Source organism: Bradyrhizobium sp. GCM10028915 (genome assembly GCF_042666195.1).
In the GTDB taxonomy this organism is placed as follows: Bacteria; Pseudomonadota; Alphaproteobacteria; order Rhizobiales; family Xanthobacteraceae; genus Bradyrhizobium; species Bradyrhizobium canariense_D.
Genome location: NZ_JBHTFN010000044.1, coordinates 1184749 through 1198610, shown reverse-complemented (window position 1 = coordinate 1198610; position 13862 = coordinate 1184749). Strand labels below are relative to the sequence as shown.

The window sequence follows — 13862 nt, the reverse complement described above, 5'->3', positions numbered from 1 at the left end:
GATAGCACCCGGCTCAGATAGCGTCCAGCCCGGATTCGCCGGTTCGGATGCGGATCGCCTCTTCGATGTTGGAGACGAAAATCTTGCCGTCGCCGATGCGCCCGGTTTGCGCGGCGCGGCGGATTGCGTCGATGGCGCGCTCGACCAGATCGTCGCCGATCACGATTTCGATCTTCACCTTGGGCAGGAAGTCGACGATGTATTCTGCGCCGCGGTACAGCTCGGCGTGACCCTTCTGCCGGCCGAAGCCCTTGGCTTCGGTGACGGTGATGCCCTGAAGGCCGACTTCCTGAAGCGCTTCCTTCACCTCGTCGAGCTTGAATGGCTTGATGATGGCTTCGATTTTCTTCACTGCGCGCCTCCCGGCCTTTCGAACAATAGCAACGTCTTCGTCAGGATGCGCTTTTCTTAACGCATGATCTTGTCTTCGCTATGCCGGGATCCCTGACCAATCCGGCAACAACGGCCGGCCACACCCTGATAAATGCCAGTGAGCACGACGAACCGAAGCGACTTCCGCGAAAGCAGGGTCTATGCCAAGTTGCAAATGCCCTGATTACTGGAGCGTTATCAGCCCTTTAACGTGCAGCTCTGATAGGTGGGCGCCGACCCGCACAAAATACCGCAGACTACGAAATAGGCAAACGGTTCAATATCTGTGCAGATCGTCGTTCCGCCGGATGGCCCGGTGCGGAACGTGCCTCTTGAAAAGGCTTTTGGACAGGGAAGTGGCATGGAAGTTCTGACCAACGCCGAAATGCAGCGCGCCGACCAGCTCAGCATTGCGGCAGGCACCCCCGGCTTCAAGCTGATGCTCAGCGCCGGTCAGGCGGTCGCCGAGGCCGCCCACGCGCTGGTGGAGGAGGGGCCAATCCTGATCGTGGCCGGCCCGGGCAACAACGGCGGGGACGGTTTTGTCGCAGCCGCCGAGCTCGCCGCGCAAGGCCGCGAGGTCTCGGTGATCCTGATGTGCGAGCGGGACCAGCTCCAGGGCGATGCGGCCTCGGCCGCGCGGGGTTGGAAACACCCGGTGCTCCCGTTCAACCCGCAGGCGATCGGGCGACCGGCGCTGATCATCGATGCGCTGTTCGGCGCGGGCCTCAGCCGTCCCGTCGAGGGCGAGGCGCGTGAGATGATCGAGGCGATCAACGCCAATGGTGCGCCGGTGCTCGCGGTCGACCTGCCGAGCGGCATCAACGGCACCAGCGCGGCCGTGCTGGGCGTGGCCGTGAACGCCGCCGAGACCGTCACCTTCTTCCGCAAGAAGCCGGCGCATCTGCTGCTGCCGGGGCGCATGCATTGCGGTCACGTCCGCGTCGCCGACATCGGCATCGAGGCGCAGGTGCTGGACGAGATCGCGCCGCAGATTTTTGAGAACGATCCGGACTTCTGGGGCTCGGCCTTTCCGGTGCCGCGCATCGACGGCCATAAATACGCGCGAGGTCATGTGCTGGCGGTCTCGGGCGATGCGGCGGCGACCGGTGCGGCGCGGCTCGCCGCGCGCGGGGCGCTGCGCGCCGGCGCGGGCCTGGTGACTCTGGCCACGCCGCGTGATGCGCTGGCGATCAATGCGGCTGCGCTCACCGCGGTGATGGTTCACCCCGTCGATACCGCCATCGAGTTCGGCGAGCTGCTCGGCGACAAGCGTTACAACACCTGCATCATCGGCCCTGGCGCGGGCGTCGGCGAGCGCACCTGCGATCTCGTCCACACGGCGCTTACCTCCCAGCGGCGCCTGGTGCTCGACGCGGATGCGCTGACGAGCTTTGCCGCCAATCCCGAGCGCCTGTTCGAATCGATCAAGACGTCGCAGGACAAGGCGGTGGTGCTGACGCCGCACGAGGGCGAGTTCCCGCGGCTGTTCTCCGACCTCAGCAACAAACATCCTGGGCGCTCGAAGATCGAGCGCGTGCGCGCCGCCGCCGAGCGCTCCGGCGCGGTCGTGCTGCTGAAGGGCGCGGATACCACGATTGCCGCGCCCGACGGCCGCGCCACCATCGCCGCCAACGCTCCGCCCTGGCTCGCCACCGCGGGTGCCGGCGACGTCCTCGCCGGCATCATCGCAGGCCTCCTTGCGCAGGGCGTCCCGGCGTTCGAAGCCGCCAGCATCGCGGTGTGGATGCATGGCGAAGCGGCGAGCGAGGCGGGGCCGGGCCTGATCGCGGAGGATCTCACCGAGACGCTGCCCGCCGTGCACCGACGGATCTATCATGCGCTGGGGATCGAGTACTAATGCTCAGGCCGCTCGCGCTCACCGATATGGGCGCGGCGGCGCAGGTTCACCGGGCTGCATTCGACCATGCGATGCCCTGGCTTGCTGGGCTGCATACGCCGGATGAGGACCGCTGGTTCTACCGCGAGCATGTCTTGGCGACGTGCCGCGTGTGGGGACGCTTCGATGCCGATGTACTGAGCGGAATCATCGCTGTCCGTGACGGCTGGGTCGAGCAGCTTTACGTGCTTCCTGCTGTTCAAGGGCGCGGCGTCGGCACCGAACTCCTCGATATCGCCAAGCAGGCCAGCGAACAGCTGGAGCTCTGGACCTTCCAGCGCAACGCGTTGGCGCGCCGCTTCTATGAAGCGCGCGGGTTCACGCTGATCGAGCAGACCAACGGGACCCGAAACGAGGAGAAAGAACCGGACGCTCGCTATCTTTGGACGCGTGGCCGATAGCTCACTCCACCTCGTACCAGCGCACCAGCCGCGGCGCGGCCCAGTCGGTGACGACGGATTCGATCAGCCACCGCCCGGGAGAGGCCGCAGCGAATGCGATGCGCTGGGTCTGGCCGGGTTCGATCGCGAGCGTGTCGACCCAATAGGGCTTCCAGCCGTCGTCGAGCTTGTCGAGCAGGCGGAAATGGTGGCCGTGGAGATGGAAGACGGCTGCGACGGAGGCGGGGTTCTTGAGGGCCAACACGACGGTGCGGCCGGCCTTGGTGCGAAAGGCGGGGGCGGAGGACGTCGAGAAATTTGCGGCCCGTACCCACCCGGCGTCGGCTGCCCCGAGAGCGACATCGAATCGCAGGGCGCCCCTCAGATCGAGCCGGTCGGGCAGGTCATTCGGAGGGAGTGGCAAGAGCGGCAACGGCGGCGCACGCCGCTCAAGCTTGCCGGAGACCATCAGGCGGCCGACCTGGCGCGCCTCCTTGCGGTCATGCAGCAGGAATGGGGCCGATGTGGCCGCATCCACGAAGGCGTCGGCGCGTGCGCCGGGAGCCAGCACCAGCGCGCCGTTGCGAGCCGGGAACGGCTCAGCCGGCTGTCCGTCCAGGGCCACCACGTGGACCTCGTGACTTTCCAATTTGATCGCCAGAACAGAACGTTGCGAGCCGTTGATAAAGCGCAGCCGCAGCCGCTCATTTGCTGAAGCTGAGAGTTCGAATGAAGTCGTTCCGTTGATTGTATAGAGCGGGGATGTGTCCTTCGGCTCCCGGCCCGGGGCAAGTGCGGTCCCATCCGGCCGCAGCCGCCACTCCTCGATCAAGAGGACCACGTCGCGATCGGCGGCGACCGTGTTGGTCTCGGTGGCGATGATCGGAAGCGGGCGCGCGGGCTGCTTCAGGCCGTCCTCGAACAGCCGGAAGTCGGCCAACAGGGTTCCCGCGGTTGGCACTGAAATGATTGATGTTTCCGTCGCGTCCGGGGCCGTCGGTGCGCGACCCCGAAGCGGGTCGGCCGCGGCCGGGCCATTGAGGCCGTACCAAACTGGTGCAAGCGGCACAGGCAGGTCGTTGCGGAAGACCACCTCGCAGCGGTCGCCACGTTTGAGGCGGACATCCCCGAGATGGCTGACGGCGGCCAGCTCCCAGATGGGTGTAGCCGGCTGCCCCGACCTCAGAGCCAGCGTTGCCGGCCTTGCCTGAAGCGCGAGTTGGGCGGTCACGGCCGGGACTGCGCCGCCCGCCGTCAGCCCGGCCGCAGAGGCGCCAAATCCGGCCAAAACCTCGCGCCTCGTCAGGTCGAAGATCCGCGTTTTCATGGGCCGATCCGGACCACGCCGTGCTGGATAAGTCCAGCCGTCGTGCCTAGGTGAAGCCTGCCTCTATCGGGCCATTTTTTTGCTGCGAACAGGCGGGCACATGCTATAAGCCCGCCGCCCGCGGCATCGCGGCCGGTCTTGATGCAAATTTACGCGGGCGTGGCGGAACTGGTAGACGCGCTGGATTTAGGTTCCAGTGACGAAAGTTGTGGGGGTTCGAGTCCCTCCGCCCGCACCAAGCGCTTTCAGCGTTTGCACGGATTACGCGATCTGCTCCCGCGCGGATGTTTGTCCGCCGGAAGTCGGTCCGATGAACCACCGGCGTTGAGGCGTTCGCCTCGCGCCGGATCGATTAATGACAGCGTCCCGACGCATGCGCGCCGGGACCGAACGAGAAGAAGATTGGACACCATGCAGGTCACAGAAACCCTCTCGGAAGGTTTGAAGCGCGAGTTTAAGATCAGCGTTCCCGCGTCTGATCTCGACGCCAAGGCCGGTGCCAAGCTCGTCGACCTCAAGGACAAGGTTCGCATCAACGGCTTCCGTCCCGGCAAGGTGCCGGTCACGCACCTCAAGAAGGTCTATGGCCGCTCGGTGATGGCCGAGACCATCGACCAGACCATCCGCGACACCAACACTCAGCTGTTCTCCGAGCGCGGCTTCCGCCTGGCGACCGAACCGAAGATCACCATGCCGACCGAGCAGGCCGAGGTCGAGGAGCTGCTCAACGGCAAAACCGATCTGACCTACACGGTTGCGATCGAGGTGGTGCCGTCGATTGCGCTCGCCGACTTCAAGACCTTCGAGGTCGAAAAGCCCGTGGCCGAAGTCACCGACGCCGACGTCGACGAGGCGATCAAGCGCATCGCCGATTCGAACCGTGGCTATGCCGCGAAGGGCGAGGGCGCCAAGGCCGAATCGGGTGATCGCGTCACCGTCGCCTTTAAGGGCACCATCAACGGCGAAGCCTTCGAAGGCGGCGCCGGCGAGGGCATCCAGGTGGTGATCGGATCCAACACCTTCATCCCCGGCTTCGAAGAGCAGCTCATCGGCATCGCCGCCAACGAGACCCGCACGCTGAAGGTGGCGTTCCCCAAGAACTACATGAACGACAAGCTTGCCGGCCAGCCGGCCGAGTTCGAGACCACCGCGACGCTGATCGAGGCGCCGCAGGATCTCGCGATCGACGACGAGTTCGCGAAGACGCTCGGCCTGGAATCGCTGGACAAGCTGAAGGAAGCGGCGCGCGAGCGGCTGGTGGCCGAGTTCGCGACCGCGACCCGCCAGCGCGTCAAGCGCGCGCTGCTCGACCGCCTCGACGAGGCCCATCGCTTCGAGGCTCCGCCCTCGCTGGTCGACGAGGAGTTCAATCTGATGTGGAACTCGGTGAGGGCCGAGATGGACTCCGCCGGCAAGACCTTCGCCGACGAAGACACCACTGAAGACGCCGCCAAGGAAGAGTACCGCAAGATCGCCGATCGTCGCGTGCGGCTCGGCCTCGTGCTCTCGGAGATCGGCGAGAAGAACAAGATCTCCGTGACCGATGACGAGGTCGGCCGCGCCGTGATCGAGCGGGCGCGCTCGATGCCGGGCCGCGAGAAGGAGGTCTGGGACTATTACCGCAGCAACGCCCAAGCGTTGGCCCAGCTTCGTGCACCGATCTATGAGGACAAGGTCGTCGACTTCATCCTCGAGCTTGCCAAGGTGACCGAGAAGAAGGTCTCGCGCGACGATCTCTACAAGGACGACGAGGCGGAAAAGACCGCGGCCTGAGGGCTCCAGAAGAGCCTTTAGGAGAGCCTCCAGGATAGCCTTGCATTAAGGATGATCAGCGAAGAGGTCGAGCTAGCCAGGTGGCCGGCTGGGCCTCTTTGTACGAATCAGCTTCAACTGCCTCACGGATTAAGCCTTAATTCGCTCCGCACTTGTCAGGCGCGAATTGGGCTATATCTGTCGCTACGCCCTCTGCTTCCAAGTTCCTGCATCACGGGACGTCCATCGGCCTTCCGGCAGATCCAGCCCCGACTGGCAGCCGGGCCTGGCGATGTCCGCCTCTTCAAAACCCTAGGTGACTCATGCGCGATCCGGTTGAAACCTACATGAACCTCGTGCCCATGGTGGTCGAGCAGACCAACCGTGGCGAGCGCGCCTACGACATTTTCTCGCGCCTTCTGAAAGAGCGCATCATCTTCCTGACCGGGCCGGTCGAGGACGGCATGTCGACGCTGATCGTCGCGCAGCTGTTGTTCCTTGAGGCGGAAAATCCGAAGAAGGAAATCTCGATGTACATCAACTCGCCGGGCGGCGTGGTGACGTCGGGCCTCGCGATCTACGACACCATGCAGTTCATTCGTCCGCCGGTCTCGACGCTGTGCACCGGCCAGGCCGCCTCGATGGGCTCGCTGCTGCTCTGCGCCGGCGAGAAGGACATGCGCTTCTCGCTGCCGAACGCGCGCATCATGGTGCATCAGCCCTCCGGCGGCTTCCAGGGCCAGGCCACCGACATCATGCTGCACGCCCAGGAAATCCTGAACCTGAAGAAGCGGCTCAACGAGATCTACGTGAAGCACACCGGCCAGACCTACAAGGCGATCGAGGACGCGCTGGAACGCGACAAGTTCCTGACCGCGAGCGACGCCAAGGAGTTCGGCCTGGTCGACAGGGTGATCGACAAGCGCGCCGAGGAAACCGCGTCGCCGAAGACCCCGTAGCACTACTGTGCCGGCAATCCCTCTGGGACCGCGGGCACCATCAGGGAGCGTTCACGTTAAGGACACGTGCGCGCGTCGCAAAACGCACTTTTGCGCCCTGCGACAGGCAGAAAGTTCCGCTTTCGTGCTTGTTTTTCGTGGCAATCCAGCAACGCCGGGGTGATTTCGATCACTTCGCCCGTGCCAAGACCGGAAATCACGGTATTGTCACGGGTAGCCGGCGACCCCCGATTAGCGAATTCTTGATAGTCGGGTGCCAGCATGGTTCGCTATGACTGATCGGCTATGATCGCGGGGAATCGAATGACCGCGATTCGCACGGCATGTAACGCGTAGGGTCTTTTTTGGTACGGAATTTGCTCTATTTGAAGGATTGTACCGGCTGTCGTGCCGGAATAGGGCGATCGAGCGGACGGGATCGAACCGCGGACGGAGACATGAATGAGTAAGGTCGGCACGAGCGACTCCAAGAACACGCTGTATTGCTCGTTCTGCGGCAAGAGCCAGCACGAAGTGCGCAAACTGATCGCGGGTCCCACGGTCTTCATTTGCGACGAGTGCGTTGAGCTCTGCATGGACATCATTCGCGAGGAGAACAAATCCTCGCTGGTGAAGTCGCGCGACGGGATTCCGACGCCGAAGGAAATCTGCAAGGTGCTGGACGATTACGTGATCGGCCAGAACCATGCGAAGAAGGTCCTCTCGGTCGCGGTGCACAATCACTACAAGCGCCTCAACCACCAGACCAAGCACAACGACGTCGAGCTTGCGAAGTCGAACATCCTGCTGATCGGTCCGACCGGCTCGGGTAAGACGCTGCTCGCGCAGACGCTCGCCCGCATCCTGGACGTGCCGTTCACGATGGCGGATGCGACGACGCTGACCGAAGCCGGCTATGTCGGCGAGGACGTCGAGAACATCATCCTGAAGCTGCTCCAGGCCGCCGACTACAATGTCGAGCGTGCCCAGCGCGGCATCGTCTACATCGACGAAATCGACAAGATCAGCCGCAAGTCCGACAATCCCTCGATCACGCGCGACGTGTCGGGTGAGGGCGTGCAGCAGGCGCTGCTCAAGATCATGGAAGGCACGGTGGCTTCGGTCCCGCCGCAGGGCGGCCGCAAGCATCCGCAGCAGGAGTTCCTGCAGGTGGACACCACCAATATCCTGTTCATCTGCGGTGGTGCGTTCTCGGGCCTCGAAAAGATCATCTCGGCACGCGGACGTTCGACCTCGATCGGTTTCGCCGCTCAGGTGCTCGCACCGGAAGACCGCCGCACCGGCGAAATCTTCCGTCATGTCGAGCCTGAGGATCTCCTGAAGTACGGCCTGATCCCGGAATTCGTCGGCCGTCTGCCCGTCGTGGCGACGCTGGAGGATCTGGACGAGGCTTCGCTCAAGAAGATCCTGGTCGAGCCGAAGAACGCGCTGGTGAAACAGTACCAGCGGCTGTTCGAGATGGAGAACATCGAGCTGACCTTCGCCGACGAGGCGCTTGGCGCGGTTGCCCGCAGGGCGATCGAGCGCAAGACCGGTGCGCGGGGGCTGCGTTCAATCCTCGAGGCGATCCTGCTCGAGACCATGTTCGACCTGCCGGGCCTCGAAGGTGTGGAAGAAGTCGTGATTTCCCGCGAAGTCGTGGAAGGAACGGCGCGTCCGCTCTACATCTACGCCGATCGGTCCGATCGCGCCGTCGAGAACGCCAGCGCCTGATTTCGGCGCTGGAACGCTCCAATCGTCTCCTCAAGCAGGGGCTGCGGAAAGTATCTCCGCAGCCGGTGTTGCGTCGCTTATTTGCGTGCGTAAGCGCCTGATGGCGCGCGTCTTTCAATGACTTGACACCCCCCGGGTCGATAGCCACCTAATGTCGGCGGCGAGTAAAAATTCTCTTCAAGATTCGCCTCAGTTCCGATTCGGCAAGCCGGTCCAACCTCAAAAGGAGCGATCGGTATTGCGGGTCACCTCGGCACCTTGTGGCGGTTGCGCATGAGCATGGCGGGCTGCGTGCAAGGGGGCAAAGCAAAAGGAAAAGGCCATGACCAATCCAAAACCCAGGCCAACCATCGTCCATGGCGAAACGCACGCCTATCCCGTGCTGCCCCTGCGCGACATCGTCGTCTTCCCGCACATGATCGTTCCGCTCTTCGTCGGCCGCGAGAAGTCGATCCGCGCGCTCGAAGAGGTGATGAAGAACGACGCGCTGATCATGCTCGCGACCCAGAAGAACGCGTCCGACGATGATCCGGCACCCGATTCCATTTACGAGACCGGTACGCTTGCCAGCGTGCTCCAGCTTTTGAAGCTTCCCGACGGCACTGTGAAGGTGCTGGTCGAAGGGCTCGAGCGGGCGCGCGTGCAGAAGTACACCGATCGCGCCGACTATTACGAAGCGACCGCGATTGCGCTCGCCGATACCGATGCGAAGTCGGTCGAGGCGGAGGCCATGGCGCGCTCCGTCGTGTCCGACTTCGAGAGCTACGTGAAGCTCAACAAGAAGATCTCGGCCGAGGTCGTCGGCGTCGTGCAGGCGATCACCGATTTTGCCAAGCTCGCCGACACCGTCGCCTCGCATCTCGCCGTCAAGATCGCGGATCGCCAGGGCATCCTGGAGACGCTGTCGGTCACGCAGCGCCTGGAGAAGGTGCTGGGCCTGATGGAGAGCGAGATCTCGGTGCTCCAGGTCGAGAAGCGCATCCGCTCGCGCGTCAAGCGCCAGATGGAGAAGACCCAGCGCGAGTACTATCTCAACGAGCAGATGAAGGCGATCCAGAAGGAGCTCGGCGACGACGACGGTCGCGACGAGCTCGCCGATCTCGAAGAGAAGATCTCCAAGACCAAGCTCTCCAAGGAAGCGCGCGAGAAGGCGCAGCATGAATTGAAGAAGCTGCGCCAGATGTCGCCGATGTCCGCGGAAGCGACCGTCGTGCGCAACTATCTGGATTGGCTGCTGTCGATTCCGTGGAACAAGAAGTCCAAGGTGAAGAAGGATCTGGAAGCCGCGCAGGCGGTTCTGGATGCGGATCACTACGGGCTGGAGAAGGTCAAGGACCGCATCGTCGAGTATCTCGCCGTACAGTCGCGCGCCAACAAGCTGACGGGCCCGATCCTGTGCCTCGTCGGCCCTCCCGGCGTCGGCAAGACCTCGCTCGGCAAGTCGATCGCGAAGGCGACGGGGCGTGAATTCGTGCGCGTCTCGCTCGGTGGCGTGCGCGACGAGGCCGAGATCCGCGGGCACCGCCGCACCTATATCGGCTCGATGCCCGGCAAGATCATCCAGTCGATGCGGAAGGCGAAGTCGTCCAATCCGCTGTTCCTGCTGGACGAGATCGACAAGATGGGCGCCGATTTCCGCGGCGATCCGTCCTCGGCGCTGCTCGAGGTCCTCGACCCCGAGCAGAACGCGACCTTCAACGACCACTATCTCGAGGTCGACTACGATCTGTCCAACGTGATGTTCATCACGACCGCGAATACGCTCAATATTCCGGGACCGCTGATGGACCGCATGGAGATCATCCGGATCGCGGGCTACACCGAGAACGAGAAGGTCGAGATCGCGCGCAAGCACTTGATCCCGACCGCGGTGTCCAAGCACGGCCTGGACTCCAAGGAGTTCTCGATCGACGACGACGCGCTGCTGCTTCTGATCCGCCGCTACACCCGCGAAGCGGGCGTGCGCAATTTGGAGCGTGAGCTCTCCACACTCGCCCGCAAGGCGGTGAAGGAGCTGATGATCTCCAAGAAGAAGTCGGTCAAGATCACCGAGAAGACTCTCGAAGAGCTTCTGGGCGTGCCGAAGTACCGCTACGGTGAGATCGAGAGCGAGCCGCAGGTCGGCATCGTCACCGGCCTTGCCTGGACCGATGTCGGCGGCGAGTTGCTGACGATCGAAGGCGTCATGATGCCCGGCAAGGGCAAGATGACGGTCACGGGCAATCTGCGTGACGTGATGAAGGAATCGATCTCGGCGGCGGCGTCCTATGTCCGCTCGCGCGCGATCGTCTACGGCATCGAGCCGCCGCTGTTCGACCGGCGCGACATCCACGTGCACGTGCCGGAAGGCGCGACGCCGAAGGACGGTCCGTCGGCGGGCGTAGCGATGGCCACCGCGATCATCTCGGTCATGACCGGCATCCCGGTCCGCCACGATGTCGCGATGACCGGCGAAATCACGCTGCGCGGCCGCGTGCTGCCGATCGGCGGCCTGAAGGAGAAGCTGCTGGCTGCTGCCCGCGGCGGCATCAAGACGGTGCTGATTCCTGAGGACAACGCCAAGGATCTCACGGAGATTTCCGATGCGATCAAGGGCGGCATGGAGATCATCCCGGTCTCGCGCCTCGACGACGTCGTCGCCAAGGCGCTGGTCAAGAAGCCAGTGCCGATCGTCTGGGAAGAGGACACCAAGGTGACGGTGAAGCCGGACGGCGACGAAGCCGCCGGCGGCCTGACCGCTCACTGAGATCGCAGCTCGAAAAAGATGATAAAACGGCGCCTTCGGGCGCCGTTTTTTTGTGGGGCATTTTGTTTTGGGCAGCGGATGACGACAATGCACATCGACGGGCAATGCCATTGCGGCGAGATTACCTTTGAAGCCGAGATCGACCCGGAGACGGTGTCGGTCTGCCACTGCACCGATTGCCAGACACTGACCGGCTCGCCCTTCCGGGTGACGGCCGTCTGTTCGGGCGCCGAAGTCCGCCTGACTGCCGGCACGCCCAGGATCTACGGCAAGCGCGGCGACAACGGCCGGATGCGCTTCCAGCACTTTTGCGCCGACTGCGGTTCCCCGCTGTTCACGAGCGGCGACGGCGACCAGGAGGACGATTGGGGCATCCGCTGGGGCAGCATCCGCCAGCGCGACAAATTGCGGCCCGTCAGGCAGATCTGGTGCCAGTCGGCGGCGGTGTGGATCGACGCGGTGCCGCTGCTGCCGGGCCGGCCACAGGATTGAGGCCCTGGAATTGGCGTTCCGCGCTTGCCCGTTCGGGGCCGGTAGGGATAAAGAAGCGGCGAGGGGCGGTTAGCTCAGCTGGTTAGAGCATCTCGTTTACACCGAGAGGGTCGGGAGTTCGAATCTCTCACCGCCCACCAGCCTTTGCTCGCTTCGCGAGCTTCGGCTCGGCGAGCCAGCCTCACACGTTATTGGCGCGAAGCGAACGAAGGCTGCCGCGCCGAAGCCGATAGGCGCAGGCGGGCGATACCGAGCCACAGAGGCCCTGATGCAACAACCAAGCGGACACGAGCAGAACGCCGATCAGATCGCCTACTGGAATGGCCCCAGCGGGCAGCGCTGGGCCGATCGCCATGCGGCGCAGGAGAGCCTGCTGGGACCCATTGCCGACGTGCTGATCGCCCGCGCCAGGCCGAAGCCGGGCGAGCGCGTCCTCGACATCGGCTGTGGCTCCGGTGCGACGACGTTCGCGTTCGCGAAGGCTGTCGCGCCTGATGGCTTTGCGCTCGGGCTCGACGTCTCCGAGCCGATGCTGTCGCAGGCGCGCGCGTTTGCGCCAAAAGGCCTGCCGCTCGATTTCGTGCTGGCCGATGCGACGGTGCATCCGTTCGAGCCGGCGAGCTTTGACCTGCTGGCCTCGCGGTTCGGCGTGATGTTCTTCGCCGATCCCATCGCGTCTTTCACCAATCTCCGCCGCGCGCTGAAGCCGACGGGACGGTTGGCGTTTGCCTGCTGGCGCGAGCCGAAGGAAAATCCGTGGATGATGGCGCCGCTTATGGCGGTCTACAAGCACGTTCCCAAGATGCCGCCGGTCGGGCCGGAGGAGCCGGGCCCGTTCGCCTTCGCCTCCGAAGAGCGCGTGACGCGCATCCTGAAAGGCGCGGGCTTCGTCGACGTCGCGATGGAGCCGCACAATCTCGCGATGGACGTCGCGATTGGCGGCGGGCTCGATGCCGCGGTCGAAGGCTCGCTCCAGATCGGCCCGGCGAGCCGCGCGCTGCAAGGGCATCCGCCGGAGACCTATGCCGCGGCAAAAGCCTCGATCCGCGAGACGCTCGCGCCGTTCCTGAAGGGTCAGAGCGTGGCGCTCCAGGGCGCGATCTGGATCGTGACGGCGAAGGCGGCGTAGGCGTCGCTCTGTCCTCATCATTGCGAGCGCAGCGAAGCAATCCAGACCGTTCTCCGCGGAGGCAGTCTGGATTGCTTCGTCGCTTCGCTCCTCGCAATGACGATGGGGACGCAGCAACGCAACTACCTCACACCACGTCATCCGGCGCCAGCGCGCAGCCATTGTCCGGATGCGTCTCGATCTGAAGCGTGGTGTGGCCGATGCGGTGGGAGCGCTTCAGCATCTGCGCCGTCTCCATCAGGAAGGCATCGCCGGCGCCGGTGGGCATGACAAGGTGGCAGGTCAGCGCCGTCTCGGTGGTCGAGATCGGCCAGACGTGGAGATCGTGGATCGCAGTGACACCGGGCCGCTCCAGCAGAAGGATCTTGATCGCGGCAATGTCGGTGCCCCTGGGCGCCGCCGCCATCGACATGTCGATGGAGCCACGGAGCAGGCTGGTGGTGCTCCAGAGGATGGTGGCGCAGATGACGAGGCTGGTGACGGGATCGAGCCAGAGCCAGCCGGTCCAGATGATCAGCGCCGCCGAGATGACGACGCCGAGCGAGACCGCGGCGTCGGCCGCCATGTGCAGATAGGCGCCTTCGATGTTGATGTCGTCCTTGCGACCGCGCGCGAACAACATGGCGGTAAAACCGTTGATGAGGATGCCGATGCCGGCGACCACCATCACGGTGATGCCGGCGACCGGCTCCGGCTCCCGCAGGCGCAAAATCGCTTCCCAGCCGATCGCGCCGGTTGCGACCAGCAGGAACACCGCGTTCGCCAGCGCCGCCAGGATGGTGGAGGCGCGCAGGCCATAGGTGAAGCGGCCGCTGGGCGCGCGCCGCGCCGCGATCGACGCGCACCAGGCCACGACCAGGCCGAGCACGTCGCTAAGATTATGGCCGGCATCCGCAAGCAGAGCCGTGGAGTTGCCGATATAGCCATAGACGGCCTCCGCCGCGACCAGCGCGGTGTTGAGTGAGATGCCGATTGCGAACGCCTTGCCGAAACTGGCGGGCGCATGGGCATGGGCGTGGCCACCATGATCGTGATTATGGCCGTGGCTATGATCATCGTGATGATGGCCGTGATGGTCGTGGCTGCCCACCT

The 13862-nt window shown here is 64.2% G+C and carries 11 protein-coding genes and 2 tRNA genes; 10 read left to right on the top strand and 3 right to left on the bottom strand.

Going from position 1 to position 13862, the window contains the following annotated elements; all coding sequences use genetic code 11:
• Positions 1 to 13: 13 nt before the first annotated feature.
• Positions 14 to 352: a P-II family nitrogen regulator gene (locus ACFQX9_RS25925; RefSeq protein WP_007603495.1), complete on the bottom strand. Its 339-nt coding sequence runs from the start codon at positions 350 to 352 to the stop codon at positions 14 to 16.
• A gap of 381 nt (positions 353 to 733) precedes the next feature.
• Here ACFQX9_RS25925 and ACFQX9_RS25920 point away from each other — a divergent pair, with 381 nt between their 5' ends.
• The gene (locus tag ACFQX9_RS25920; protein WP_085384770.1) at positions 734 to 2233 is read left to right on the top strand and encodes an NAD(P)H-hydrate dehydratase; all 1500 of its coding nucleotides are present in this window, start codon (positions 734 to 736) and stop codon (positions 2231 to 2233) included.
• Positions 2233 to 2673 (top strand): GNAT family N-acetyltransferase, encoded by a 441-nt coding sequence (locus ACFQX9_RS25915; RefSeq protein ID WP_204511359.1) that lies wholly within the window; start codon positions 2233 to 2235, stop codon positions 2671 to 2673. Before ACFQX9_RS25920 ends, ACFQX9_RS25915 begins: the two co-directional genes overlap by 1 nt.
• A 1-nt stretch (position 2674) precedes the next feature.
• Here the strand turns inward: ACFQX9_RS25915 and ACFQX9_RS25910 are convergent, their stop codons facing one another.
• On the bottom strand, positions 2675 to 3979 hold the full coding sequence (locus tag ACFQX9_RS25910; RefSeq protein WP_377791020.1) for a multicopper oxidase family protein: 1305 nt from the start codon (positions 3977 to 3979) through the stop codon (positions 2675 to 2677).
• 153 nt (positions 3980 to 4132) lie between these two features.
• Here ACFQX9_RS25910 and ACFQX9_RS25905 point away from each other — a divergent pair.
• The 8 genes from ACFQX9_RS25905 to ACFQX9_RS25870 all read left to right on the top strand — a co-directional run bounded on the left by ACFQX9_RS25905 (position 4133) and on the right by ACFQX9_RS25870 (position 12770).
• Positions 4133 to 4217, top strand: a tRNA-Leu gene (locus ACFQX9_RS25905).
• Positions 4218 to 4390: 173 nt separating this feature from the next.
• On the top strand, positions 4391 to 5752 hold the full coding sequence (tig, locus tag ACFQX9_RS25900) for a trigger factor (protein WP_377791019.1): 1362 nt from the start codon (positions 4391 to 4393) through the stop codon (positions 5750 to 5752).
• A gap of 302 nt (positions 5753 to 6054) precedes the next feature.
• Positions 6055 to 6690 (top strand): ATP-dependent Clp protease proteolytic subunit, encoded by a 636-nt coding sequence (locus ACFQX9_RS25895; RefSeq protein WP_007611005.1) that lies wholly within the window; start codon positions 6055 to 6057, stop codon positions 6688 to 6690.
• 441 nt (positions 6691 to 7131) lie between these two features.
• The gene (clpX, locus tag ACFQX9_RS25890; RefSeq protein ID WP_007603503.1) at positions 7132 to 8403 is read left to right on the top strand and encodes an ATP-dependent Clp protease ATP-binding subunit ClpX; all 1272 of its coding nucleotides are present in this window, start codon (positions 7132 to 7134) and stop codon (positions 8401 to 8403) included.
• 322 nt (positions 8404 to 8725) lie between these two features.
• Positions 8726 to 11149, top strand: coding sequence for an endopeptidase La (lon, locus tag ACFQX9_RS25885; RefSeq protein WP_018455109.1), 2424 nt, complete (start codon positions 8726 to 8728; stop codon positions 11147 to 11149).
• 87 nt (positions 11150 to 11236) lie between these two features.
• Positions 11237 to 11641, top strand: coding sequence for a GFA family protein (locus tag ACFQX9_RS25880; RefSeq protein ID WP_018455108.1), 405 nt, complete (start codon positions 11237 to 11239; stop codon positions 11639 to 11641).
• 63 nt (positions 11642 to 11704) lie between these two features.
• A tRNA-Val gene (locus ACFQX9_RS25875) sits at positions 11705 to 11781 on the top strand.
• A 128-nt stretch (positions 11782 to 11909) separates the two neighbouring features.
• On the top strand, positions 11910 to 12770 hold the full coding sequence (locus ACFQX9_RS25870; RefSeq protein WP_085353363.1) for a class I SAM-dependent methyltransferase: 861 nt from the start codon (positions 11910 to 11912) through the stop codon (positions 12768 to 12770).
• Positions 12771 to 12897: 127 nt separating this feature from the next.
• Here the strand turns inward: ACFQX9_RS25870 and ACFQX9_RS25865 are convergent, their stop codons facing one another.
• Positions 12898 to 13860 (bottom strand): cation diffusion facilitator family transporter, encoded by a 963-nt coding sequence (locus tag ACFQX9_RS25865; protein ID WP_377791018.1) that lies wholly within the window; start codon positions 13858 to 13860, stop codon positions 12898 to 12900.
• Positions 13861 to 13862: the final 2 nt, after the last annotated feature.